Origin of the sequence: Bacillus sp. PS95 (assembly GCF_037963565.1) — a bacterium.
Classification (GTDB): Bacteria; Bacillota; Bacilli; order Bacillales; family Bacillaceae; genus Bacillus; species Bacillus subtilis.
In genome coordinates this window covers 355,212-381,360 of sequence record NZ_CP150160.1, presented here as the reverse complement: position 1 = coordinate 381,360, position 26,149 = coordinate 355,212, and the positions used below count along the sequence as shown (strand labels likewise).

Genomic DNA, 26,149 nt, shown 5'->3' with positions numbered 1-26,149 from the left:
ATGAACTAACAGCCGAAATAGCCCAAAGTACTACACTTAAAAAGCAGTGCTTCCAATCAAAAAACAGATGGCCGCTATTAAAGCAGGCTGCCGTCAGTCAGCATTGCGGCGTTTAACATAAGCGGATAAAGACCGCAAGACCCCACCCTAATAAGAAACCAATTTTGGCTATTTATTCATTGTTTTCAATATTTTTTATCTTTCTACCGTTTACTTTAAATGAAAAAAATGTTTTTATCACCGAAAAATGGGTGAAAAGTTTCATGCGGGATGCCGAAAGATTCCAGTTTATTTACAGGGATATTTTTGCGGGATGCCGCAATCATTTCCACTAAACATTATTTACAGAAAAATAAAAATTTTTAAACCAAACTGCTGCGTTCAATCTTTTTTTATTGCTGAATGCAATTTACAATCTTTACATGACTATGTGTACCGCGCAAAAACCGAAAAAAAGGCAAAAAAAAGACACCCTTGCGAAGAGCGTCTTACAACGATTCTTTCATGACATTTTTGTCGATATCAATCAATTCCATATAACCTTTCCCCCACTCATACATGGCTTCAAGAATAGGCATGAGGCTTTCTCCGTGCGGGGTCAGAGAATATTCAACCTTCGGCGGGACAACTGGATACACTTCCCTGTGAACAATCATATCCTGCTCAAGCTCTCTCAGCTGATTCACGAGGATCTTCTGCGTAATATCAGGAATCAATGTTTTTAATTCATTGAACCGTTTTGTGCCTTCTTTTCCTAAATGCCATAAAATGAGCATTTTCCATTTACCGCCAATCACTGCAAGCGTTAATTCCTTCTCACAATTAAACCTTTTGTCGTCCATCCGGCTCAATAGAATCCCCCCTTAGTAACCTTTTTGTATGTTAGATACGTATCATCACTTACTTACTTTTTTGCAGACTCTTTTTTCATTATACTCACTCATAAAATCAAGCGAAAGAAATCTGATTGTCTCTCCTCACAGTATCCTCCAAGTAACTTGTTGACTTCAAAGTGCCTACTTCTCATCAAATAAGAGAACCTATAGAATGAAAAATAATTCGAAAAAGGGAGTGGATCAACAATGGAATTACAGCTTGCATTAGACCTCGTCAACATCCCGGAAGCCATTGAGCTCGTCAAAGAGGTAGAACAATACATCGACGTAGTTGAAATCGGAACACCGGTCGTCATTAATGAAGGCCTAAGAGCCGTTAAAGAAATAAAAGAAGCATTTCCTCAATTGAAGGTTCTTGCAGACCTGAAAATCATGGATGCCGGAGGCTACGAAATTATGAAAGCGTCGGAAGCAGGCGCTGACATCATCACCGTTTTAGGAGCTACAGACGACGCAACGATTAAAGGCGCAGTAGAAGAAGCCAAAAAACAAAAGAAGAAAATCTTAGTGGACATGATTAACGTGAAAGATATCGAGTCCCGTGCGCAAGAAATTGACGCACTCGGTGTTGACTACATCTGCGTCCACACTGGCTATGATCTTCAAGCAGAGGGCAAGAACTCTTTCGAAGAATTAACGACAATCAAAAACACCGTAAAAAACGCAAAAACCGCAATCGCGGGCGGCATCAAACTTGATACACTACCAGAAGTGATCCAGCAAAAGCCTGACCTTGTCATTGTCGGAGGCGGAATTACAAGCGCAGCTGATAAGGCGGAAACAGCTTCAAAAATGAAGCAGCTGATTGTCCAAGGATAACTCCGATGAAAACGACTGAATACGTAGCGGAAATTCTCAATGAGTTACACCGTTCAGCAGCTTATATTTCTAATGAAGAGGCTGACCAGCTTGCCGATCACATTCTTTCATCCCACCAAATTTTCACTGCGGGTGCGGGGCGGTCTGGGCTGATGGCAAAATCCTTCGCGATGAGATTGATGCACATGGGCTTCAATGCCCATATAGTAGGTGAGATTCTCACTCCGCCGCTCGCCGAAGGAGATCTAGTTATTATCGGCTCAGGATCAGGCGAGACAAAGAGCTTGATTGATACCGCAGCAAAAGCAAAAAGCTTACACGGAATTGTTGCCGCTTTAACCATCAATCCGGAATCAAGCATCGGAAAACAAGCGGACCTCATCATCAGAATGCCTGGTTCTCCTAAAGACCAGTCAAACGGAAGCTATAAAACCATTCAGCCAATGGGATCATTATTTGAACAAACTTTGCTGCTCTTCTATGATGCAGTGATTTTAAAACTCATGGAGAAAAAAGGTCTCGATTCTGAAACTATGTTCACTCACCACGCAAACCTTGAATAGCATCACACAACCGGCCTGAAGATCAGGCCGGTTTTATTTTTTCTAAAATAAAACTTTAAACCCAAAAACCCGATAAGTAATATGACCTGCAAATCGTAAAGGGAGGAATTATGTTGATAAAACGATTTAAGATGAAGCTAGGAACTAAAATTCTTTGCCTCGTTTTCGTGGTGATTCTTTTGTTTTCGGCATCAGTTGGCACTGTGATGCTTAAGGAAATTACAGAAAGCATGAAACAAATGGCAACTGAAAAAGCGAAAGGTGATCTCGCTTTAAGCAGCACTTATATTGATGATGTCATGTCAGGCGACTGGCAGGTGAAAAACAATAAGCTCTATAAAGGGCAAACACAAATCAATGGAAATGAAGATATTGTTGATCTGCTTGGTGAAAAGACAGGTGATACCATTACCATTTTCCAAGGCGATACTCGTGTTGCAACCAATGTCATGAAGAATGGCGAAAGAGCCGTCGGCACCCAGGCTTCTTCTGAAGTTATTGCCGCTGTTTTAAAGAAAGGAAAGCGTTTTTACGGACAAGCAGATGTAGCAGGTTCTTCTTATCAGACTGCATACATGCCGTTAAAAGATCAAAATGGGAACATCATCGGCATGCTGTATACCGGAGCTAATCAAAGTATTTTAGCATCACTTACACAATCACTTTTCACTCAATTCGCTATCGTTCTTGTTATCGTCATTATGGTATCAGTCATCCTTGTCTTGGTTTTCACCAGAAAAATCAACAAGCGGCTGAACGCTTTAAAAAGCGCCTTTGAAAGTGCCGGAAACGGAGATATGACAATAGAGGTGTCAGACAAAACCGGTGACGAGCTTTCAGAACTAAGCGTCTATTATAATAAGATGAGAATGAAGCTGAACGATACCATACAAACCGTACAACAATCAGCCCTTCAGCTTGCGTCAGCCTCTCAGCAGCTCTCAGCCGGAGCAGAGGAAACAAATCAAGCTTCAGAAAAAATCACAGAAGCTGTACAGCAGATTGCAAATGGAGCCCAAGATCAGATCACCCGAATTGAAAACAGTGAAAGCTCATTAAAACAAGCTTCAGCAGACATCCGGGATATTTCTGCAAATACTGCCGCTATCTCTGACAAAGGGCAGCTCGCTCAATCAAAAGCAGACATTGGACAAAAGGAAATTGCAAATGTACAGGCGCAAATGGATGCGATTCACCAGTCAATTCAGAAAAGCGGAGAAATCATACACCAGTTAGACGGCCGCTCTAAACAAATTGAGCAAATTTTATCGGTCATCACCCAAATTGCCGATCAGACAAACCTGCTTGCGCTGAATGCAGCGATTGAAGCTGCCAGAGCCGGTGAACAAGGAAAAGGCTTTGCTGTTGTTGCTGATGAAGTACGAAAATTAGCAGAAGAGTCTCAACAGTCTGCGGGGCAGATTTCAAAACTGATCATAGAAATACAAAAGGATATGAACCGGTCTGCAAGATCTGTTGAGCATGTGAAAACAGAAGCTGCAGAAGGAGTCACCATGATCCAGCGCACCAGAGATGCATTTAAGGAAATTGCAGCTGCAACAGGTGAAATCAGCGCCGAGATTAGTGATTTATCAGCATCTGTAACAAACATTTCAGCCAGTGCACATCAAATAAATGATTCCTTTGCAGCCAATACGGCCGACATTAAAGAATCTACTAAAAATACCCGGCAAGCGGCTGCATTAACAGAGGAGCAATTTGCTGCAATGGAGGAGATTACCGCAGCTTCTGAAACACTTTCTCAATTAGCTGAGGAGCTTACCGGTATCATAAGCCAATTTAAAATGATTAATCAAGCCGAAAACGGCTGATGACTTACTATCATTATTGTAAATTGGCAATCGTATTTTGATGAAAACAAATATTTCGATCTGCTAAAATTACGATTTCTGCAATAAACTGATCGTAAAACATAAAATTTAAACCTTTACACCAAATGCTTTCTGGATTACTCTTGTGTCAGTTTTAAAAGCGGGAGGTGAACATCACGACGGACATCATAAAAACGATACTTCTCGTCATCGTCATCATAGCAGCTGCAGCTGTCGGCCTGATAAAAGGAGACTTTTTCTCAGCTGATCAAAAAACGTCTCAAACGAAAGAATATGATGAAACAATCGCCTTCCCATCTGACCGGTATCCCGAAACTGCCAAGCATATTAAGGATGCGATAAATGAGGGACACTCAGAGGTGTGCACTATTGACAGAGACGGAGCTGAGGAACGCCGCGAGCAATCATTAAAGGACGTACCTTCCAAAAAGGGGTATGACAGAGATGAATGGCCAATGGCCATGTGCAAAGAAGGCGGTGAGGGAGCTTCTGTAGAATACATTTCTCCCGCTGACAACCGCGGAGCAGGCTCTTGGGTCGGGCATCAGCTTACCGATTACCCAGACGGCACAAAGGTTTTATTCACAATTCAGTAAACAGTACATAGAGGAGGAACAGCACATTGATCAAATCATGGAAGCCGCAAGAACTTTCGATTTCATATCATCAATTTACTGTATTTCAAAAGGATTCTACACCTCCTGTAATGGATTGGACTGACGAAGCGATTGAAAAAGGATATGCTGCGGCAGACGGAGCCATTTCCTTTGAGGCACAGCGAAATACAAAGGCCTTTATTCTTTTGCGCCTGAACAGTTCAGAAACAGTAAGCTCCTACGAAAAAAAAGTGACTGTTCCTTTTCATGTCACAGAAAACGGAATTCATATTGAAAGCATCATGTCTAAAAGACTGTCCTTTGATCTGCCTAAAGGAGACTATCAATTGACATGCTGGACTGTGCTGGCTGAAATGTCAGATTTGCACGCCGACACTTATATTATTGATGCTGTTTCTGTGTAATGAAAAACCCCTGAGAGAATAACTCTCAGGGACTCTTTATAAACTTTCTCCGTTTGTCTTGATGACATCTTGATACCAATAAAAGCTTTTTTTCTTCAAGCGTTTTAAATCGGATGTGCTTTCTTCATCACGATTGACATATACAAATCCGTATCTTTTTTGGTAGCCGTTCAGCCAGCTTAACAGATCAGTAAACGACCAGCTGCAATAGCCGATTAAATCGACACCGTCACTGATGGCTTGTCTGCATTGCTCAAGATGCGAACGCAAATAATCAATTCGATAATCATCCTGTACAGTGCCGTCCTCAACTTTATCAAATTCACCCAAACCGTTCTCTGTTATAAACACTGGAAGCTGATAGCGGCTTGTAATTCGGCGAAGACCGATACGCAGCCCAATTGGGTCAATTGTCCAATCCCAGTTGCTCGTTGTCAGATGCGGATTTTTTTTCGTTTTGAACACTCCGGGTATCCCCGTCTCCTGATTGGTTCCCTTTTGGCCTGTCGTATTCATTTTCCCTTCTGACACACCATCAAGCGGATTTCGTTCATAGGTGATCGTCTGATAATAATTGACACCTACAAAATCAGGCTTCCCTTTGGCAAGCAGCTCCATATCTCCTGCTTCGATTGTCGGCGCCCATCCCTGTTTGTCCAAGTAGCGGAATGGAATTTGCGGGTAGGTTCCCCAGCAATACATGTCAAGCCACCAATTGTTCATAAATTCTTCGGCGTTTTCAAATGCCAGTATATCCTCTGGATGGCTTGATAAAGGGTAAGCCGGAGAATAAGCAAAGCTAGGACCTATTTTGCCTTCAGGCACATATTCTCTAAATGATTCGATGGCTTTTGCATTAGCCAGAAACGCAATATGATTTGCTTCGTAAAATCGTTTTCTGTCTTTCACTCCAGGCGGATGCATGGCTGTAATAAATCCGTGATTAAAATTGTAGTTCTGTTCGTTTAACGTAACCCAATATTTCACCCTGTCTCCAAAACGTTTATAAAGAGTAATACAGTAGTGATTAAAATCTTCTATGATGTTTCTGGATTCAAACCCGCCGTATTCGTCCATAAGCGCTTGAGGCAAATCCCAGTGATATAAAGTCAGAACCGGCTCGATGTGATGAGAAAGCAATTCATCAATCAGACTATCGTAAAACGCTAGACCTGCTTCATTGATCTCTCCTTTTCCTTTTGGAAAAACCCGTGGCCAGCTGACGGAAAATCGATATGCTTTTAACCCCATCTCAGCCATCAGAGCGACATCTTCTTTAAATCGGTGATAATGGTCAACCGCAATCTCGCCATTGGTTCCTTTAAACGTTTTGCCCGGTATTTTCGTAAACACATCCCAAACAGAAGGGCCTTTGCCATCTTCATTCCAAGCGCCTTCAATCTGGTACGCGGCAGAAGCAGAGCCCCACAAAAAATGTTTCGGAAAAGATTCTGGATGCTGGTGGATCATAGTGTTTATCACTCCTGAATTATTTGATAAACCTATCATAGGCTATGAAACGCGTTTCAGATCAACTCGATGTTAGTCGCGGAACAGCTCAGCTAATATTGCCTACCTGTAAATAACGCAAAAGCACCCAATTCCAATTGGATGCTTTCCATCTTAATGTCTTTTTTCAAATTTATGCGGATGAGGATGGTGCTTTGGAACAAAGCCGTTTTGTTTCATCATTTCAAAGTGTTTGTCCAAGTGATTTTTGATGTGTTCTCCTCTTTCTTTAGGCAGGATACCGTATTGTACATACTTTGAGATCACGTCTTTGCGCTTTTTAAGAATCTCTGCTTCCAGTTGTTCAATCTCTTTCTTTTGCTGATCTGTCAGTGTAACATTTGCGGGAGGCTGCTGCTGTTTTTCAGCGGCCTCAGCTGTACCGGTCAGAGAAATGACAGCCGCTGCAATGAACATTGTGATGATGTTGATGGTTATTCGTTTCATCCAGTTTATTCCTCCAATCCTATTTTTCATATGTTTTGCTGCCTTGTATTTTTTATGCATAAAAATAAAAAGAGCGAACCATTATTCGCTCTTTCTAATCTCTTCGTCAGCATTAAGTTCTTCTTCACCTGGCGTCGCATAAGTGACATACGTTCCCGCGATTAAATCATGCAGGGTCCGTTTGTCTTCTCGTACGGCAATCAGAATCAGGCTGGCGATCAAGCCGAGTCCGAAGGTTATACAGTAAACCAGGCCGGCTACAATAACCCGTAAAAACATTGTTAACAGACTGACCTGTGATCCGTCTTTTTTTACGATTCTGATTCCGCAGATCCTTTTTTCGATAAGATAACCGCGCCAAAACACCGGCAGCAAAATAGAATACAGCAGAACAACCAAACTGATGAACATGCTGTCGTTTGGGTCTTTTCCTGTAATCAGCCAATAGATCAGCAAAAGCGGCACGGAGACTATAATGTAGTCTAACAATGCAGCTCCAAGTCTGATCCAAAATCCGGCTGGTTTGTAAATATTCATTTGACTCCCCATTATGGTTTAAATGTTTCCATTTTCTTTCTCATCGGATATATCATATGCCTTAGGGGCATCAGCAAGACTTAAATTTATTCTGAAGATCGGTTTCATGCCTCTTGACCATTTCTTCCGGTATTGGCATAGATGAGTGACGGGTCTGCTGCATCCTTCACTTTCAAATGCGTTTCCTTGGTACGTCTGGCATTCATCCTTGGACAACTCCTTTGTTCATCACCAATTCCCTTCATAGCCGCTATTAAACACCCACTATGCCTTTTGTATACACAATTCGAACTTTTTGAAAACGCGATCAACATATTGCAACCCCTTATGTTCAATGCTATCTTTTTAGTTGATTAACAGATTGGGGGAACTATAGGTGAAATCATTCATGCATTCCAAAGCCGTTATATTCAGTTTCACAATGGCTTTCTTTCTTATATTGGCAGCCTGTTCCAGCAAAAATGAAGCCGATTCCAAGGATACAGGCTGGGAGCAAATCAAGGACAAAGGGAAAATCGTAGTCGCTACATCAGGTACGCTTTATCCCACTTCTTATCATGATACCGACTCTGGCTCCGATAAGCTGACGGGCTACGAGGTTGAAGTCGTTCGTGAAGCGGCAAAACGATTGGGGCTGAAGGTTGAGTTCAAGGAGATGGGCATTGACGGGATGCTGACAGCGGTGAACAGCGGACAGGTTGACGCAGCCGCAAATGACATCGATGTGACGAAGGACCGCGAGAAGAAGTTCGCATTTTCCACTCCATATAAATATTCATACGGCACGGCAATTGTCCGAAAAGACGATTTATCAGGGATTAAAACGCTCAAGGATTTAAAAGGGAAGAAAGCGGCTGGCGCGGCTACAACCGTCTACATGGAGGTCGCGAGAAAATACGGCGCCAAAGAAGTGATTTATGATAATGCGACGAATGAGCAATATTTAAAAGATGTTGCCAACGGACGCACTGACGTCATTTTAAACGACTATTACCTGCAGACACTTGCGCTCGCGGCATTCCCGGATCTCAACATAACAATTCATCCTGACATCAAGTACATGCCGAACAAACAGGCCCTTGTCATGAAAAAAAGCAATGCGGCACTTCAGAAAAAGATGAACGAAGCATTGAAAGAGATGAGCAAGGATGGCTCTTTGACTAAACTGTCGAAACAATTCTTCAATAAAGCAGATGTATCAAAAAAAATTGATGCCGACGTTCAGGACGTTGATTTGTAATCGGACGCCATGATCAATAGCATTCAGTGGGAATATATTTTCAACACGAAGCTGGCCATTGAATCGTTCCCTTATGTCATAAAAGGCATTGGGTATACACTGCTCATCTCTTTTGTAAGCATGTTTGCGGGAACTGTGATCGGCCTGTTCATATCACTCGCCAGAATGTCTAAGCTTGCTTTGTTAAGATGGCCGGCGAAGCTCTATATCTCATTTATGCGGGGCGTTCCGATTTTGGTGATTTTGTTTATCCTTTATTTCGGGTTTCCTTATATCGGCATTGAATTTTCCGCTGTCACGGCTGCTTTAATCGGCTTTAGCCTAAACAGCGCCGCCTACATTGCGGAAATTAACCGTTCAGCCATTTCATCCGTCGAAAAAGGACAGTGGGAAGCCGCATCCTCGCTGGGTCTTTCCTATTGGCAGACGATGAGGGGCATCATTTTGCCGCAATCGATACGTATTGCGCTGCCTCCGCTTGCCAATGTATTGCTCGACTTAATCAAGGCGTCATCTCTCGCTGCGATGATTACAGTGCCGGAATTGCTCCAGCATGCGAAAATCATCGGGGGCAGAGAGTTTGATTATATGACCATGTATATTCTGACCGCTCTCATTTATTGGGCCATCTGCTCCATTGCCGCGGTCTTTCAGAATATCCTTGAGAAAAAATACGCTCATTATGTTTAAACAAACGTTTCATTAAAAAAAGCCGCTCCCCAGGGGACGGCTTTTTTTCTATTGATTCAGCTTCCATTTAAACGGGTCCTCAAACAGCGACCAGTCGGAATCAAATTCATATTCAGTCAGCAGGCATTGATCAAGCTCTTTCGTAATCGTTTCTTCATCCAGGTCAGTTCCGATAAAAACTAGCTGTGTTAGGCGGTCGCCGAACTCCGGGTCCCACTCCTCCAGGATTTCCGGCTCCTGCTGTTTGACTTGCTCCTGCTCAAGCTTCGGCAGCGCCGCCACCCAATAAGATACAGGCTTAATCGTAACCGACGGACCTGCTTGCGACATCAGCAAAGCAAGGTTGTTATGAGATGCGCACCAGACGATTCCTTTGGCACGTACCACGTTCTTTGGCATTTGATCCAACCAACGGTAAAATCGTGTAGAATGAAACGGCAAACGTCTCTTATATACAAATGAAGAGATACCGTATTCTTCTGTTTCCGGGGTGTGTTCCGCATGGCCTGCCGTCAGCTCTTGAATCCAGCCGGCCGATCCGCTCGCTTCCTCGAAGTTAAATAACCCTGTATGCAAAATCTCCTGCGGTTTTACATTTCCTTTGACGGAACGAATGAACCTGGCTCTTGGCTGCAATTTACGAAGAACGTTTTCAAGCTGTTCGAGCTCTTGCTCGCTGACCAAATCACATTTATTTAAGATCAGTACATCGCAAAACTCAATTTGATCAATCAAGAGGTCGGCGATTTCTCTTTCATCCTCTTCCCCCAATGCTTCTTTGCGGTCCAGAAGGCTTTCGCCTGACTGATAATCATGCCAAAAACGGTTGGCATCAACAACCGTCACCATCGTATCCAGCTGACAGAATTTTGTAAGATCGATTCCCATCTCTTCATCGATATAAGAGAAAGTCTGGGCCACCGGGATCGGTTCGCTGATTCCTGTCGATTCGATGACGATATAATCAAACCGTCCGTCTTTTGCCAGCTTCTCAACTTCAATTAATAAGTCTTCGCGAAGCGTGCAGCAAATGCAGCCGTTTGACATTTCCACAAGCTTTTCATCTGTTCTGGAAAGGCCACCTTCCTGCTTAACCAAGCCCGCGTCAATGTTCACCTCGCTCATATCGTTTACGATAACCGCTATTTTCAAGCCTTCGCGATTTTGCAAAATGCTGTTCAGCAATGTTGTTTTTCCCGCACCGAGATAACCGCTCAGTACGGTAACCGGAATTTTTTTCATAATAGTGCCTCCATTAAAATAGAATGATTACGATTTAAATTGAATACTTCGCCGTATGTACAATGGTGTAGAGCAGCTTTTCGCGCTCATTTCTCGCTGCCGCCCGATTTCTAAATCAGTAAAGACTCCAACCGCGTTTAATCCTTTTCCCCATCGCAAATCCCTGCCCTTGCCGACATTCGGAAAACCGCAGCTTGCATAAAGCAATTGCTCCACTTGCGTTGCTGAACCGATGGAGAGCGCAAATATCTCATCAGAATGCGGCTTGTGTATCGTCTCCAGTTTTCAAGAGACGCTTCATGGGGATCAATGACAGCAAGATCCTTAGCCTTTACGCTTTTCACAGATACAGACAATGATAAGCCCTTTATCATAAAACGTAATTGTTACGATTTAAATTGTATGGTCTTTTTTCCTTTTTGTCAACGGTTTTCAATTCAGCTGATCACCACTTTTGTATGTTCAGGGATATTTTCATATACCCATTTCGCATCTGGAATGGTCAGCCTGATACATCCGTGAGATGCTTTCGTTCCTAGTTTTTCTGCTTCCGTTTTGATGACTTTTTGATCCTTAGTCATTGGCACACTATGAAATAAAAATTCACCGTGATTTTTCCATGATACCCAGTATTCTGCGCCTTCCTGGTATCCTTCGGAGAAAAACCATTCTCCCCGTTCAGGCTCTACATAAAAGGTGCCCTTTGGCGTAGCATCATCTTTTGTTTGATCAAGACCAGAAGAAATCATCATTGTATAGATGGTGTTGCTTCCTTCCTTGATGTAAGCCTTCTGCTCCTTCACATTCACATCAATCCAGACATGCTTCTGTTTAATATCCGGGTATTCTCCGCCCGAAGGCTTTGTCCAATCAATGCTTGTTTTTTCTGGTTTTCGGGCGGCCGTCATGTGCTCGTCCGTTTTCTTCGTATTTAAACTTGCGTGTTCTTCCGTATGATAAGAACACGCTGACAGCAGGCTGGCCGGCACAAGAACTGCAATAATGAATAATGAGCGTTTCATATTCTATCCACCTGTTTCGAAAAACGCAGCTTCGCGCAGGCATCGTGGAGATGGATCGATTCTTCATTGCGGCATTCAATCTCAAAGGCCGACACCCATTCAAGCTCAAACAAATCAGCAGCAATCAGCCGGACGAGATCCTCAACAAATCTCGGGTTTTCATAGGCCGTTTCTGTCACGGCTTTTTCATCAGGCCGCTTCAATACCGGATGCAGTCTCGCAGAAGCATTTGATTCTGCGGCGTGAAGCAAATCAGCTTTAACATCACTTGGCAGCGATGCGGCCGGGTGAATATCCGCCCAAATGCTGACCGTTCCCCTCTGATTATGGGCACTGTATTCGCTGATTTCCTTGGAGCAAGGGCACAGAGTCGTTACTTTTGCTGAGATGCCGGCACGCTGTTTAAACGGCTGATCTTTGCGATAGGTGACAGACATGAATATATCAGCATGCATCAAACCCGCTTTCTCAAGCTTCGGGCTTTTCCGTTCGAAAAACCACGGAAACCTCACTTCAACTGTGGCAGATGATGTGTCCATGTTTTCTGCAAGCTCTTTCGTAAATTGCTGAAGAGAGGAAAATGAGAGAATCCAACCATTTTGATGATAGACTTGCAGCAGCTCTGTTAACCGGCTCATGTTAATCCCTTTCTGATTTCTCGGCAAATTACAAGTCATTGTAAAGTTCGCAGCCGTTGTTTGCTCGGCAGGCATCATGGCAGAAGTGATTGTGACTGGATGGGACACATTAGCGACACCTACATGCTGAATGTCAAAAAAATAATCCTTCCTGATATTTTGCAGGTCCTTCATTTTCTCTTTTTCCACTGGTTTCTCGCCTTTGATCGGACTGACCGATCCAAAGTATTGAAGACGCTCCGTTTTTTTCGGGAGCAGCGTATGTTGATTCATTCAGAAAACTCCTCTCGCTAACAAATCGTAATAATTACTATTTATTTTGATCTTTTCACTGTTGAAAATCAAGAGAAAATAAAAAAGACACGCACAAACGCGTGTCCGTCAAAATCCTAAACATCCGCCGGGCTGCTTTCCGCGCTCCAGCTTTTCCGCCAGTAATAGCCTGCGGCAAGCACAAGTGCAAACGCCAGCAGCGCGATACAGGAAAACGTGATAAAACCGATAGCATATGTGCCTGTCATCTGTTTGAGAGATCCTAAGATGTTCGGCAGGAAAAACCCTCCGATTCCTCCGGCCGCACCGACGATTCCCGTCACCATGCCGATTTCTTTGCGGAAACGCTGCGGCACGAGCTGGAATACTGCGCCGTTTCCCATTCCGAGCCCCATCATTCCGACAAACAATAGAACAATGACCATTGAAAGAGATGGCAGGCTGCTGACTCCGGCCATACACAGTGCCACGATGACAAACAATACAGAAAGAACTTTCGTGCCGCCGACACGATCCGAAATCAAGCCCCCGACAGGCCGGAAAAAGCTCCCCGCCGCCACACATAATGTAACGAAGTCGCCCGCGTGAATTTTTGACAGCTGGTATTGATCAACAAAGAAAATAGATAAAAAGCTTGAGAGCCCGACAAATCCGCCAAATGTGACGCTGTACAGCAGGCAGAAAAACCATGTTTCCTTTTGCCCGAACACATGCAGATAGCTTTTGAGCGGCTGCGGAGCCGGCTGTGCAGGAGAATCCTTTGCCATGGATACAAAAAGAATAAAGACGATCAATAATGGAATTAGCGCAATTCCCATGACAATGTGCCAGCCGAACTGCTCTGCCAGACGAGGGCCAAACAGGGTTGCAAACAACGTGCCGCTGTTCCCCGCTCCGGCAATCCCCATCGCAAGTCCCTGCAAATGAGGCGGATACCAGCGGCTGGCCATAGGCAGCGCTACAGCAAAGCTTGCCCCCGCCACGCCAAGCAGAATCCCGATGGCATACAGCTCAGTCAGGGAACGGCCGCCGAATGTCCCCCAAAGCAGCGGAATCATCGTCATCAGCATCCCGATCACTGCCGTTTTTTTCGGTCCGATTCTGTCCGTTAAAATACCAAGAATGATACGAAACACAGATCCAGATAAAATCGGCACAGCTACGACAAGCCCTTTCTCAAAAGGAGACAGGCCAAAATCCTGAGAAATATAAACACCCAGCGCCCCAAGCATAACCCATATCATAAAACTGACATCAAAGTATAAAAAGGAACAGAGCAAAGTGAGTGGATGACCGCTAGTTTTCAGTTCCGACAGCTTCATAAGATTCCCCTTTCTAGACCCTCATTATTTTACATTTTCTGAATCAAGGATATAGGACCATTATTTTCTGGAAAAGACATGTGTAAGTTTTTGTGACACGTTTAATGCGTTAACAATGCATTGTGACATAATTTTTAATAGGAGAAAACTTACGAGCTTCGCCAAAGGAGGTCTGATACATGAAGAAACAAAGATTGGTGTTAGCGGGAAACGGCATGGCCGGAATCCGCTGTATTGAAGAAGTATTAAAGCTGAATCGCCACATGTTTGAGATTGTCATTTTCGGAAGCGAGCCGCATCCCAATTACAATCGCATTCTCTTATCCTCTGTATTGCAGGGTGAAGCGTCACTCGATGATATTACACTGAACAGCAAGGATTGGTACGACAAGCACGGGATCACGCTTTACACAGGCGAAACGGTTATTCAGATTGATACAGATCAGCAGCAGGTCATCACAGATCGGAAACGCACTCTGTCGTATGACAAATTAATAGTGGCAACAGGTTCCTCCCCTCATATTCTCCCTATCCCCGGGGCAGACAAAAAAGGTGTCTATGGATTTCGGACAATAGAAGACTGCCAAGCACTGATGAAGATGGCCCAGCACTTTCAAAAGGCTGCGGTAATCGGAGCCGGCTTATTAGGACTGGAAGCTGCAGTCGGTTTACAGCATCTCGGTATGAATGTCAGCGTCATTCACCACTCCGCCGGCATTATGCAAAAACAGCTCGATCAAACAGCGGCGCGGCTGCTGCAAACAGAGCTGGAACAAAAAGGCCTAACCTTTCTTTTGGAGAAAGACACCGTCTCCATTTCCGGCGCCACGAAGGCAGACCGAATCCATTTTAAAGATGGCTCTTCATTAAAAGCAGACTTGATTGTGATGGCGGCCGGCGTCAAACCGAATATTGAATTGGCTGTATCCGCTGGAATCAAAGTGAACCGCGGGATCATCGTGAATGACTTCATGCAGACAAGCGAACCGAATATCTACGCCGTTGGTGAATGCGCTGAGCATAACGGAACGGTGTACGGATTGGTGGCTCCGCTTTATGAGCAGGGAAAAGCTCTCGCCAGTCATATTTGCGGCGTTCCATGTGAGGAATATCAAGGCTCAGCACCATCAGCGGCGTTAAAAATAGCTGGAATCGATGTGTGGTCAGCAGGAAAGATCCAAGAGGATGAACGCACGACGAGCATCAAAATCTACGACGAACAAGCAAGAGTTTATAAAAAAGCGCTTTTTGTAGATGAAAAACTGGCCGGCGTTATTTTATTCGGAGACACCCGTGACAAGCAGCGGCTTCTCGACAGCCTCCTTAAACAACGAGACATCTCCATTGTCAAAAAGCAGATCATCGAACCGGAGACAAGCGGCCCTTTATTTGAATCCATGCCTTCCAGTGAAACGATTTGCCAATGCAACACAGTGACGAAAGGCGCGATTGAAGACGCGGTGCACACGAATAGCTTAACAACTGTTGAGGAAGTCAAGCACTGCACCAAAGCCACTGGGTCCTGCGGAGGATGCAAACCGCTCGTTGAAGACCTTTTGAGGCACATGACCAACAGCGAATATACGAAGCCCGCCGGCACACCTTCGTTTTGCAGCTGTACTGATTTTACAGAAGACGACATCATCGCTGAGCTTCAGCGCAGGCCATTCACTAATCCGGCAGAAGTGATGAACCAGCTTGACTGGAAAACAAAAAACGGATGCAGTACTTGTGTTCCTGCGATTCAATACTATCTGGAAATGCTGTACCCTGGGTTTGTCCAGCCTGAGCCAGCCACTGAAGAGACATGCATCCTGATCCCGCAAATGTACGGCGGGCGGACAAACGCGGAGCAGCTAAGAACCATCGCCAACATCATTGAGGCATACAGCATTCCCGACGTATCCATCACTCACGGCCAAAGGCTGAAGCTTTCCGGGATCAAGCCTGCGGATCTCCCGAACATAAAAAAAGACCTGAAGATGCCCGTTTACACTAATGAACACCGACACGCGCTGCAAAGCATCAAAGCATGTACATGCGGGCAAAATCGATCAATTCAGCAGCTGGCAGCCCAAATCGAAAGACAACTTGAGATGCTTCCCTTACCCGCTCCCATTTCTATCAGCTTATCATGTGAAACAGACTGCACCGATGCCGCCCTGCAAGATGTCGGCGCAATTCGGAGACAAGCTGGCTGGGACATTCACATCGGCGGCGTCCGGGGAACTCATGCCCGTTCAGGAGCTTTGTTTTGCGTGACTGAGAACGAAGACAGCACTGCCGGCATGATCAAAGGACTGATCCAGTATTATCGGGAAACGGCTCATTACTTAGAAGGTGTTCATCAGTGGATAGACCGTCTCGGGATCGTTCATATCAGAGAAGTGCTATTCGAAGAAGACCTAAGGGCACAGCTGCTGGAAAGCCTCCAAACAGATCTGTCACTGATTCAAAACCCGACTGTAGAGACGGGTGCATATAAGAAAGGATGAGGCATTTTGACTGAACGACTGCTTAGATATTTCCGTGATAAACAGCAAGACGTCCAATCAGAAAAAACATATGACACTCAATGCCCGTTTTGCAGTATGCAGTGCAAAATGCAGCTCGTGGAACAAACCATCGTCACGCGTAAAAAGTACACTGCGATCGCGATTGATAATCCTACAACACAAGGTCGGCTATGCATGAAGGGCATGAACGCCCACCAGCATGCCCTGAACTCCTCCCGCATCACCCGGCCGCTGCTGAAGAAAAACGGCGAGTTTATGCCTGTTTCCTGGGAAGAAGCACTGAATTACATTAAAGACCAAGTGACAATGATCCAAGCAGAACACGGCCATGACGCCATGGCGGTATACGGAAGCGCCTCGATTACAAATGAAGAGGCGTATTTGTTAGGGAAATTCGCACGGGTGGGCTTACAGACAAAATACATCGACTATAACGGGAGGCTTTGTATGTCCGCCGCAGCAACCGCAGCCAACCAAACATTCGGCGCAGACAGAGGCTTAACGAATCCCTTATCAGACATTCCCCACACCCGTGTGATCATTCTGGCCGGCACCAATATCGCGGAATGCCAGCCCACGATTATGCCGTATTTTGAAAAAGCGAAAGAAAACGGAGCTTACATCATTGCCATTGATCCGCGTGAAACAGCGACAACGAAAATCGCCGATCTTCATTTGAAAATCAAACCCGGCACAGACGCCGCTCTTGCCAACGGTCTCGTCAAAATCATCATCGACGAACAGCTTATAAACGAGGATTTCATTCAATCACGAACAAATGGATTCGAAGAGCTGAAGCAGCATACTGACTCGTTGGACCTGAACGACATCGCCGAACAGACGAGTGTCCCGCTGGCGGATATAAGAAAAGCTGCTGTAAAGTTTGCCAAGGAAACGTCCGGCATGCTGTTTACAGCCCGCGGGATTGAACAGCAAACCGATGGAACAGCGGCTGTGAAAGGCTTCTTAAACATGGTGCTGATCACAGGAAAAATCGGCAAACCTTACTCGGGCTACGGGGCGATCACCGGACAAGGCAACGGGCAAGGCGCCAGAGAGCATGGCCAAAAAGCCGATCAGCTTCCAGGCTACCGTTCTATCGAAAACGAAGAACACCGGGCGCATATTGCGAAAGTGTGGGGAATCCATCAGGATGAACTCCCGCGAAAAGGTGTCTCAGCCTATGAAATGATGGAAAAAATCAATGACGGCGACATCAAAGGATTGTTCCTCATGTGCTCCAACCCTGCTGTTTCCAGTCCAAATGCAAATCTCGTGAAAAAGGCTTTAAGAAAACTGACATTCTTTGTCGCAATCGATTTGTTTATTTCTGAAACTGCGACATACGCAGATGTGATTTTGCCCGCCTCCTCTTACTTAGAAGATGAGGGCACCATGACAAATGTCGAAGGCCGCGTGACATTAAGAGAAGCAAGCCGGCCATGTCCCGGCGAAGCAAAGCATGATTGGCAGATCATTTGTGATCTCGCATCCGCTCTCGGCAAGGGCCGCTACTTTTCTTATACGTCAGCGGAGGATATTTTTAATGAATTGAGAGAAGCGAGCCGAGGCGGGATTGCCGATTATTCAGGCATCTCATACGACAGGCTCAGACGTGAAGGCGGCATTCATTGGCCGTGTCCGGAATCTGATCATCCCGGAACTGGGCGCTTGTTTACAGAATCATTTGCTCATCCGGATCAAAAAGCGGCATTAAGTGTGATTCCAAACGAACCATCTGTTCCAAAAGAGAAGCCAACAGCCGATTATCCGCTTTATTTAACGACAGGCAGAGTCATGTCTCACTACTTAACAGGCGTCCAAACAAGAAAAAGCGCCGCCCTTGCCGCGAGACATTTTGAATCGTTTATGGAAATCCATCCGCAAACAGCAGCGACCTACAATATCGAGGACCGTGTACTGGTAAAAATAGAATCGCCGCGGGGAAGCATCACCGTCCGCAGCAAATTATCAGAACAAATCAGAAAAGATACTGTTTTTGTTCCCATCCATTGGGCAGACGCTCAAAATGTGAATGATTTAATCGGAGAAGCCTTAGATCCAGTCTGTAAAATGCCCGGTTTTAAGGTATGCGCCGTCCGAATCAGACCTATTTAAATTTTTCATAAAATTTTTAGAACTTTTCGTATATTTTGTTACATTTTATAACATGTATCTTAAATATTCCTTTTTGCTGTGCTACGCTGGAAAAAACATTGATAAGGAGCGGATCATCTGATGGGAAAAAAACAGCTAGTTCTTGTTGGTAATGGAATGGCCGGGGTAAGGGCCATTGAAGAGATACTGAGTGTTGCTAAAGACGAGTTTCAGATCACAATTTTCGGTGCCGAACCGCATCCCAATTACAACCGAATCCTTTTGTCAAAAGTGCTTCAAGGCGATACAGATATTAAAGATATTACGTTAAACGATTGGGACTGGTACGAAGAAAACAACATTCAATTGTATACAAATGAAACAGTCATCAAAGTGGACACGGAAAACAAAACAGTCATCACAGATGCAGACAGAATCCAGCCTTACGATGAATTGATCCTGGCGACAGGCTCGGTCCCTTTTATCCTTCCGATTCCGGGCGCAGACAAAAAAGGCGTCACAGCTTTCCGGGACATAAAAGATACAGACACAATGCTCGCCGCGTCAAAACAATATAAAAAAGCTGCCGTCATCGGCGGAGGACTTCTTGGTTTGGAAGCAGCTCGCGGACTGCTGAATCTTGGCATGGATGTGTCCGTCATCCACCTTGCCCCATTCCTGATGGAGCGCCAGCTTGATGCAACGGCAGGACGCCTGCTGCAAAACGAGTTAGAAAAACAAGGTATGACCTTTTTACTTGAAAAGCAAACAGAAGAAATTGTCGGTGACGACCGTGTCGAAGGCCTCCGATTCAAGGATGGCACAAGCATTGAAGCTGATTTAGTCGTCATGGCTGTCGGCATCCGCCCAAATACAACGCTCGGGGCCGAGAGCGGCATTCCGGTTAACCGCGGCATCATCGTCAACGATTATATGCAGACTGAAATCCCGCACATTTACGCGGTCGGCGAATGTGCCGAGCACCGAGGAATCGCCTACGGGCTTGTGGCGCCGCTATATGAACAGGCAAAAGTGCTGGCAAAGCATATGTGCGGCATCGAAACAAAACCGTATGAGGGCTCCGTTCTCTCCACACAGTTAAAGGTATCAGGCGTCGAGGTCTTCTCTGCCGGTGACTTTAACGAATCAGAGGAGAAAAAAGCGATTAAAGTCTTCGATGAGCAGGACGGCATCTATAAAAAAATAGTCCTGAGAGGCAATCAAATTGTCGGTGCTGTTTTATTCGGCGACAGCAGCGAAGGCAATCGCCTGTTTTCTATGATTCAAAAAGAAGCCGATATCTCTGAAACCTCTAAAATATCAATCTTACAGCCCCTCAGCCAGGAAGCAGGCACAAGCATAACCGCAGCGATGAGCGACGATGAAATCATCTGCGGCTGTAACGGCGTGTCAAAAGGTGCGATTATTCAAGCCATACAGGAAAAGGGCTGCTCGTCAACGGACGAAATCAAAGCATGCACCGGCGCATCCCGCTCATGCGGAGGCTGTAAGCCGCTCGTAGAAGAAATCCTCCAGCATACGCTCGGATCAGACTTTGATGCGTCAGCGCAAAAAGAAGCCATTTGCGGCTGCACCACATTGTCGAGAGATGAAGTCGTAGAAGAAATCAAAGCCAAAGGGCTGTCACATACAAGAGAAGTCATGAATGTGCTCGGCTGGAAAACGCCAGAAGGCTGTTCTAAATGCCGACCCGCTCTGAACTACTACTTAGGCATGATCAATCCAACCAAATACGAGGATGACCGAACATCCCGCTTTGTTAATGAACGAATGCACGCCAATATTCAAAAAGACGGAACATACTCAGTCGTTCCTCGGATGTACGGCGGCGTGACCAACTCCACAGATTTGCGCAAGATAGCCGATGTCGTTGACAAATATGAGATCCCGCTCGTGAAAATGACAGGCGGCCAGCGAATTGATCTTATCGGCGTGAAAAAAGAAGACCTTCCGAAGGTATGGGAAGATCTTGATATGCCATCGGGCTACGCGTACGGAAAAACGCTCCGCACAGTGAAAACATGTGTAGGCGAGCAATTCTGCCGCTTCGGCACACAAGACTCCATGGCACTGGGCATTGCGCTTGAGAAAAAATTCGAAGGGCTGAACACGCCTCACAAAGTCAAAATGGCCGTGTCTGCCTGCCCGCGAAACTGTGCGGAATCCGGCATTAAGGACCTTGGCGTTGTCGGCATCGACGGAGGCTGGGAGCTTTATGTCGGCGGAAACGGCGGAACCCATTTGCGTGCCGGCGATTTGCTGATGAAGGTGAAAACAAATGAAGAAGTCTTAGAATACGCGGGCGCTTACCTGCAATATTACAGGGAAACCGCAAACTATCTGGAGCGTACGTCCGCATGGCTTGAGCGCGTCGGTTTATCCCATGTCCAATCCGTGTTAAACGATCCGGAAAAGCGGCAGGAGCTGAACGGCCGAATGAATGAAACACTCTCTGTCCACAAGGATCCGTGGAAAGACTTTTTAGAGGATAAACAAACCTCTAAAGAATTATTTGAAAATGTCGTGACCACATCATAATGACAAAAACTATCATTGAGGAGGAATGGACATGGTAAACAAAGACGTAACAAAAGTATGTATCGGAAAAATTGAAGAATTGCCTGAACAATTAGGCAAAACAGTGTATATTGAAGATAAGGAGCTCGCGGTTTTCAAGCTTTCAGACGGAAGCATCCGCGCCATCGAAAACCGCTGTCCGCATAAAGGCGGCGTCCTGGCAGAAGGCATCGTCAGCGGCCAATATGTTTTCTGCCCGATGCACGACTGGAAAATTTCCTTAGAAGACGGAATCGTCCAAGAACCTGACCACGGATGCGTCAAAACATATGAAACGCTGATCGAAGGAGAACATGTTTATCTCGTATATTGATCAAAAGACCGGATCACTTTTCTAGTGGTCCTTCATTTTTTACAGTGACGGAAGGATGACATGATCATGAAGAACGGAATCGTATATTTCGTGGGAGCCGGACCCGGCGACCCAGGCCTGCTCACCATCAAAGGAAAACAGGCGCTCGAGGAAGCAGATGTGATTTTATATGACCGGCTCGCCAACCCGAAGCTGCTCGAATTTGCATCACCGGACTGCCAGTTTATTTATTGCGGAAAACTGCCAAACCGCCATTTTATGAAACAAAAAGAAATTAACGCCCTGCTGGTTGAAAAAGCATTAAATGGGTTAACCGTCGTTCGCTTGAAGGGCGGAGATCCGAGCGTATTCGGCAGAGTCGGCGAGGAAGCAGATGCTCTTCATGAGCACGGCATTCGCTATGAAATGGTGCCGGGAATCACCTCTGGAATTGCAGCGCCGCTATATGCGGGCATCCCCGTCACGCATCGGGATTTTGCATCGTCTTTTGCCATGATTACAGCGCATGATAAATCATTAAAAGGCACGCCGAACCTTGACTGGGAAGGGCTGGCCCGAAGCGTTCAAACCCTTGTTTTTTACATGGGTGTCAAGAACTTGTCTTATATTTGCCAGCAGCTTATTTCATACGGGAAATCGCCTTCTGTCCCTGTCATTGTCATCCAATGGGGAACGTGGGGCCGCCAGCGGAGTGTGAAAGGAACACTTGAGAACATTCAGCAAAAAGTGCAGGAACACCAGATTACAAACCCTGCGATTATCGTCATCGGAGACATCGTCAACTTTCAAACACACAGCTGGTTTGAAAGCAAACCGCTCATCGGACGGCATTTGATGGTTGTGACTCATGGCGAAGATGAAGACCCGCTTGCAGACAAGCTGCGCGATTCCGGCGCCGATCTCATCGAGTGGCCGAAATGGCGGACCGAAAACATGCCTGTCAATGAAGAAATTCTTCGAAAGATTGGCACCTTTGAAGACGTTTTTTTCACATCGCGCCGGGCGGTTTGTGAATTTTTCAGAGCACTGGCTTCTCAGAAAATCGACATCCGCCAGCTGACAGCCAAACTGAGTGCAGCATCTGAGCAAGCAAAGACAGAGCTTGAGAAACGGGGCTTTCTTGTCACCGCCATTCAGCCTGATTCAGAGAAACGTCTTGTTGTCGGGAGCCGCCATGCAGTGGAAAACATGCAAAAGCATGAATCCTGTTCGTTTTATATCACTCATGAAAACGTCATAGATGACCGGTTCACCCACATGATTCAGCGTACCATCAGTGAATCCCCGCTGCACATGGTCATTTGCCCGAACAAGCTGTCCGTTCAGCAATTGATCAATGGTGGCGAACAAATTGGCATTTCGCCGGAATTGTCAGCAAGCCGGCCCCCTATCGTCTGTATAGGCGATGACTCAGCTGCCGAAGCTTATGGATTCACAGCTGTACAAGAACAGGATGAATTGCTAGCTTTCATTCAGAATCAACAGACGCAGAAAAAGCTCCTTCACAGCTGATGGCTGGCAGCCCTTTCCCCCAAGGGCTGTTTTATTTATGTACCAATTTTTTATGATGGGTGGAATACATCGCCATATTCTCGGCCTTAGGATCCAAATAAGCCTTAGCGCTGTTGACTGCTGTCGGGCCTTCCGTAAAGCCGCCGGCAATTAATCTCAGCTTGCTTTCATAAAAAGCCGCGTCGCCCGCCACAAACACGCCCGGAAGATTCGTCCGCATATGTCTGTCAGCTTTCACCCTGCCTTCTTCAATCTCCAGCCCCCACTCCATCATCGGCCCTAGATCAATTTTGAAGCCATGATTAATGATCAGCTCATCAATTTCTATGTCTTTCCTCTGGCCAGACTCAGTATGACAAACGGTCACGCTTTTGATGCGCTCTTCATCTCCGTTCAACTGCTCCAGCCGATAAGGCGTAAGCACCCGCACCGATGATTGCTTCATTTTCGTCACGCTGCTTTCCATTCCGCCGAATTCCTCACGCCGATGAACGACAGTCACAGACGCCGCAATCGGTTCAAGCTCATTAGCCCAATCGACCGCAGTATCTCCGCCGCCTGATATCACCACGCGCTTATCTTTAAACGCATCGAGCTTTTCCACTCCGTAATGAAGATTTTTGCCCGCATATCGGGCCGCATCCTCGCTGTCAAACTCATTGACCTCAAGTGTACCCATGCCGCAAGCCAAAATCACAGTTCTTGTATAGTGCTTTTCCCCTTCAGAACCCGTCAGAACAATGGTGCCTTCATCTAGGCGTTCAAACCCGGTCACACGCTGATTCAATACGATATCAGGATCAAACGTTGCCGCCTGCTCCTTCAGCTGCTCGATCAGCTGCTTTCCCGCAATCCCCGGTATGCCGCCGATATCGCGAATGATTTTCTCAGGAAAGAATAAAGACACCTTCCCTCCGAGCTTCGGCAAAAATTCGATTACCTTTGTTTTCAGCTCCCGCATCCCGCAGTAAAAAGCAGTAAACAGCCCAATCGGCCCCCCGCCTATAATCGTAACGTCATATACCTCTTGATTCTCAGCCATCCGTCCTGCCTCCCGTTCACATCTATATCAAAATTTTAATTGAGAATGAATATCAATACAAAGTATATCATATTCAAGGGCCTTTGTTTATTCATTTCTTCACCTTGTGATCAATTGTTGAAAACCCTATAATAGGCAAAAAAACAAATGGGAGTAACAGATGAAAAGACGAGTCGAAACGATCACCTTCGAAGGACATACACTAGAATATTCAGTGGCTGGAAAGGGTGCCCCCATCCTTGTCATGCATGGCGGGCATTCAAATTGTTACGAGGAATTCGGATACACAGCGTTGATTGAGCAAGGGTATTCCATCATTACGCCTTCAAGGCCCGGCTATGGACGAACGTCAAAAGAAATTGGAAAAAGTCTTGCCAACGCCTGCCGTTTCTATGTGAAATTATTAGATCATTTACAAATCGACAGTGTCCATGTGATCGCCATCTCAGCAGGAGGGCCGAGCGGCATATGCTTTGCCTCACATTATCCGGAAAGAGTAAATACATTGACCCTGCAATCCGCGGTCACCAAAGAGTGGCTCACCCCAAAAGACACTGAATATAAATTGGGGAGAATTCTCTTCCGCCCGCCGGTGGAAAAGTGGATATGGAAGCTGATTTCTTCTTTGAATAACGCTTTCCCGCGTTTGATGTTTCGAGCTATGAGCCCCCAATTCAGCACGCTTCCGTTTCAGCGAATCAAGTCCTTGATGAATGAAAAAGACATAGAAGCATTTCGGAAAATGAACAGCCGGCAGCGCTCGGGTGAAGGGTTTCTGCTTGACTTGTCACAAACCGCCGCTGTCTCTTCAAAAGAGCTGCAAGCCATCATATGTCCCGTACTGATTATGCAAAGTGTTTATGATGGATTGGTGGGCTTGTCACATGCACATCATGCAAAAAAGCACATTCGTGGCGCTGCTCTCTGTTTGCTTCACTCATGGGGACACCTGATTTGGCTCGGAAAAGAAGCTGCAGAAACAGACAGTATCCTACTCGGCTTTTTGGAATCCTAACCAAAGTGAAACGATCCTTTCCCCTCCTCCGTCAAACAAGCAGTGCCTTTTTTTCTGGTATCATAAGAAAGGCAGCTTAACATGAGCGGAGGTTTTATTGTGACAGCACAATCATCTTTTCTTCAGCTGAATTCTATTTTTATCAGCATTTTAATAGAAGCCATTCCGTTTATTCTGATTGGCGTCATACTTTCCGGAATCATTCAAATGTTTGTTTCTGAAGAAATGATTGCAAGAATCATGCCGAAAAACCGTTTTCTCGCTGTTTTATTCGGTGCGCTGGCCGGCGTTTTATTTCCCGCCTGCGAATGCGGCATCATCCCGATTACGAGGCGGCTTCTGTTAAAGGGAGTTCCTCTGCATGCGGGCGTTGCTTTCATGCTGACCGCGCCTATCATTAATCCTATCGTTTTATTTTCTACTTATATTGCGTTCGGGAATAGATGGAGCGTGGTCTTTTACAGAGGCGGACTGGCTCTCGCCGTTTCGCTGATCATCGGGGTCATTTTATCCTATCAATTTAAGGATAACCAGCTTTTAAAGCCTGATGAACCCGGGCACCACCATCATCATCACGGCACCTTGCTCCAAAAACTGGGCGGGACCTTGCGGCATGCCATTGATGAATTTTTCTCCGTGGGGAAATATTTAATCATCGGCGCCTTTATCGCAGCCGCTATGCAGACGTATGTCAAAACATCCACTCTGCTTGCGATCGGGCAGAATGATGTATCCTCTTCCCTCGTGATGATGGGTCTGGCGTTTGTCCTGTCGCTTTGTTCAGAAGTTGATGCGTTCATCGCGTCTTCCTTCAGCAGCACATTTTCATTAGGATCGTTAATCGCCTTTCTCGTCTTTGGCGCAATGGTGGATATTAAGAATCTATTGATGATGCTTGCGGCCTTCAAAAAACGATTTGTTTTCCTGCTGATTACATACATTGTCGTGATTGTTTTAGCGGGATCACTACTGGTAAAGGGGTGA

The 26,149-nt window shown here is 45.6% G+C and carries 26 protein-coding genes; 14 read left to right on the top strand and 12 right to left on the bottom strand.

What is annotated here, in order from left to right; all coding sequences use genetic code 11:
- Positions 1-488: 488 nt before the first annotated feature.
- Positions 489-851 (bottom strand): transcriptional activator HxlR, encoded by a 363-nt coding sequence (gene hxlR / locus NSQ12_RS02090; RefSeq protein WP_003246265.1) that lies wholly within the window; start codon positions 849-851, stop codon positions 489-491.
- A 231-nt stretch (positions 852-1,082) separates the two neighbouring features.
- On the opposite strand from hxlR, the gene hxlA reads away from it, so the two are divergent.
- The 5 genes from hxlA (at position 1,083) to nin (ending at position 5,152) form a co-directional block, all read left to right on the top strand.
- Positions 1,083-1,715 carry a 3-hexulose-6-phosphate synthase gene (gene hxlA / locus NSQ12_RS02085; protein ID WP_032724921.1) on the top strand — a complete coding sequence of 211 codons (633 nt, stop codon included), beginning with the start codon at positions 1,083-1,085 and terminating at the stop codon, positions 1,713-1,715.
- Between the two features lie 5 nt (positions 1,716-1,720).
- On the top strand, positions 1,721-2,278 hold the full coding sequence (hxlB, locus tag NSQ12_RS02080) for a 6-phospho-3-hexuloisomerase (protein WP_339175779.1): 558 nt from the start codon (positions 1,721-1,723) through the stop codon (positions 2,276-2,278).
- 110 nt (positions 2,279-2,388) lie between these two features.
- A complete protein-coding gene (tlpC, locus tag NSQ12_RS02075) occupies positions 2,389-4,110 on the top strand; it encodes a methyl-accepting chemotaxis protein TlpC (RefSeq protein WP_160243140.1) in 1,722 nt (573 codons plus the stop codon).
- Positions 4,111-4,277: 167 nt separating this feature from the next.
- The gene (gene nucA / locus NSQ12_RS02070) at positions 4,278-4,727 is read left to right on the top strand and encodes a DNA-entry nuclease (RefSeq protein WP_014475770.1); all 450 of its coding nucleotides are present in this window, start codon (positions 4,278-4,280) and stop codon (positions 4,725-4,727) included.
- 26 nt (positions 4,728-4,753) lie between these two features.
- The gene (nin, locus tag NSQ12_RS02065) at positions 4,754-5,152 is read left to right on the top strand and encodes a DNA-entry nuclease inhibitor (protein ID WP_029317188.1); all 399 of its coding nucleotides are present in this window, start codon (positions 4,754-4,756) and stop codon (positions 5,150-5,152) included.
- A gap of 36 nt (positions 5,153-5,188) precedes the next feature.
- Here nin and bglC read toward each other — a convergent pair whose 3' ends face one another.
- The 4 genes from bglC to NSQ12_RS02045 form a co-directional block, all read right to left on the bottom strand.
- Positions 5,189-6,622 carry a 6-phospho-beta-glucosidase gene (gene bglC / locus NSQ12_RS02060; RefSeq protein ID WP_029317189.1) on the bottom strand — a complete coding sequence of 478 codons (1,434 nt, stop codon included), beginning with the start codon at positions 6,620-6,622 and terminating at the stop codon, positions 5,189-5,191.
- Between the two features lie 153 nt (positions 6,623-6,775).
- Entirely contained in the window at positions 6,776-7,108 is a 333-nt protein-coding gene (locus NSQ12_RS02055; RefSeq protein ID WP_015252849.1) for a YckD family protein, read from the bottom strand.
- 81 nt (positions 7,109-7,189) lie between these two features.
- Positions 7,190-7,645 (bottom strand): RDD family protein, encoded by a 456-nt coding sequence (locus NSQ12_RS02050; RefSeq protein ID WP_160243142.1) that lies wholly within the window; start codon positions 7,643-7,645, stop codon positions 7,190-7,192.
- Positions 7,646-7,663: 18 nt separating this feature from the next.
- Positions 7,664-7,861, bottom strand: a complete 198-nt coding sequence (locus NSQ12_RS02045) for a hypothetical protein (RefSeq protein ID WP_160243144.1) — start codon at positions 7,859-7,861, stop codon at positions 7,664-7,666.
- Positions 7,862-8,021: 160 nt separating this feature from the next.
- Between NSQ12_RS02045 and NSQ12_RS02040 the strand changes: the two genes are divergently transcribed.
- Together NSQ12_RS02040 and NSQ12_RS02035 are read left to right on the top strand one after the other, a co-directional pair.
- Entirely contained in the window at positions 8,022-8,885 is an 864-nt protein-coding gene (locus NSQ12_RS02040; RefSeq protein WP_160243146.1) for a transporter substrate-binding domain-containing protein, read from the top strand.
- 9 nt (positions 8,886-8,894) lie between these two features.
- The gene (locus NSQ12_RS02035) at positions 8,895-9,575 is read left to right on the top strand and encodes an amino acid ABC transporter permease (protein WP_003234624.1); all 681 of its coding nucleotides are present in this window, start codon (positions 8,895-8,897) and stop codon (positions 9,573-9,575) included.
- A gap of 48 nt (positions 9,576-9,623) precedes the next feature.
- Here the strand turns inward: NSQ12_RS02035 and zinU are convergent, their stop codons facing one another.
- The 6 genes from zinU to NSQ12_RS02005 form a co-directional block, all read right to left on the bottom strand.
- Positions 9,624-10,817 (bottom strand): zinc metallochaperone ZinU, encoded by a 1,194-nt coding sequence (gene zinU, locus NSQ12_RS02030; protein ID WP_087614274.1) that lies wholly within the window; start codon positions 10,815-10,817, stop codon positions 9,624-9,626.
- Between the two features lie 27 nt (positions 10,818-10,844).
- On the bottom strand, positions 10,845-11,024 hold the full coding sequence (locus NSQ12_RS02025; protein WP_032677541.1) for a hypothetical protein: 180 nt from the start codon (positions 11,022-11,024) through the stop codon (positions 10,845-10,847).
- Complete coding sequence (locus tag NSQ12_RS02020) at positions 10,955-11,173, bottom strand: hypothetical protein (RefSeq protein ID WP_162175546.1); 219 nt, start codon at positions 11,171-11,173, stop codon at positions 10,955-10,957. Before NSQ12_RS02020 ends, NSQ12_RS02025 begins: the two co-directional genes overlap by 70 nt.
- 81 nt (positions 11,174-11,254) lie before the next feature.
- Entirely contained in the window at positions 11,255-11,839 is a 585-nt protein-coding gene (locus NSQ12_RS02015) for a L,D-transpeptidase (protein WP_032730538.1), read from the bottom strand.
- Positions 11,836-12,750 (bottom strand): GTP cyclohydrolase FolE2, encoded by a 915-nt coding sequence (gene folE2, locus NSQ12_RS02010; RefSeq protein WP_144500918.1) that lies wholly within the window; start codon positions 12,748-12,750, stop codon positions 11,836-11,838. Before folE2 ends, NSQ12_RS02015 begins: the two co-directional genes overlap by 4 nt.
- 116 nt (positions 12,751-12,866) lie before the next feature.
- The gene (locus NSQ12_RS02005; RefSeq protein WP_032677544.1) at positions 12,867-14,072 is read right to left on the bottom strand and encodes a nitrate/nitrite transporter; all 1,206 of its coding nucleotides are present in this window, start codon (positions 14,070-14,072) and stop codon (positions 12,867-12,869) included.
- Positions 14,073-14,251: 179 nt separating this feature from the next.
- Here NSQ12_RS02005 and nasB point away from each other — a divergent pair, with 179 nt between their 5' ends.
- The 5 genes from nasB (at position 14,252) to cobA (ending at position 23,108) form a co-directional block, all read left to right on the top strand.
- A complete protein-coding gene (gene nasB, locus NSQ12_RS02000; protein ID WP_003234634.1) occupies positions 14,252-16,567 on the top strand; it encodes an assimilatory nitrate reductase electron transfer subunit NasB in 2,316 nt (771 codons plus the stop codon).
- Positions 16,568-16,573: 6 nt separating this feature from the next.
- Positions 16,574-18,706: an assimilatory nitrate reductase catalytic subunit gene (nasC, locus tag NSQ12_RS01995; protein WP_032677547.1), complete on the top strand. Its 2,133-nt coding sequence runs from the start codon at positions 16,574-16,576 to the stop codon at positions 18,704-18,706.
- Between the two features lie 120 nt (positions 18,707-18,826).
- Positions 18,827-21,244, top strand: a complete 2,418-nt coding sequence (nasD, locus tag NSQ12_RS01990) for an NADPH-nitrite reductase (RefSeq protein ID WP_003234637.1) — start codon at positions 18,827-18,829, stop codon at positions 21,242-21,244.
- A 31-nt stretch (positions 21,245-21,275) separates the two neighbouring features.
- Entirely contained in the window at positions 21,276-21,596 is a 321-nt protein-coding gene (gene nirD / locus NSQ12_RS01985; protein WP_003246252.1) for a nitrite reductase small subunit NirD, read from the top strand.
- A 60-nt stretch (positions 21,597-21,656) separates the two neighbouring features.
- Positions 21,657-23,108 carry a uroporphyrinogen-III C-methyltransferase gene (gene cobA, locus NSQ12_RS01980; RefSeq protein WP_074794510.1) on the top strand — a complete coding sequence of 484 codons (1,452 nt, stop codon included), beginning with the start codon at positions 21,657-21,659 and terminating at the stop codon, positions 23,106-23,108.
- Positions 23,109-23,139: 31 nt separating this feature from the next.
- Here the strand turns inward: cobA and ffoR are convergent, their stop codons facing one another.
- On the bottom strand, positions 23,140-24,150 hold the full coding sequence (gene ffoR, locus NSQ12_RS01975; RefSeq protein ID WP_163136475.1) for a ferredoxin--NADP(+) reductase: 1,011 nt from the start codon (positions 24,148-24,150) through the stop codon (positions 23,140-23,142).
- A gap of 160 nt (positions 24,151-24,310) precedes the next feature.
- Between ffoR and NSQ12_RS01970 the strand changes: the two genes are divergently transcribed.
- Complete coding sequence (locus NSQ12_RS01970; RefSeq protein WP_217011617.1) at positions 24,311-25,165, top strand: alpha/beta hydrolase; 855 nt, start codon at positions 24,311-24,313, stop codon at positions 25,163-25,165.
- 99 nt (positions 25,166-25,264) lie between these two features.
- Positions 25,265-26,149, top strand: a complete 885-nt coding sequence (locus NSQ12_RS01965; RefSeq protein WP_010886400.1) for a permease — start codon at positions 25,265-25,267, stop codon at positions 26,147-26,149.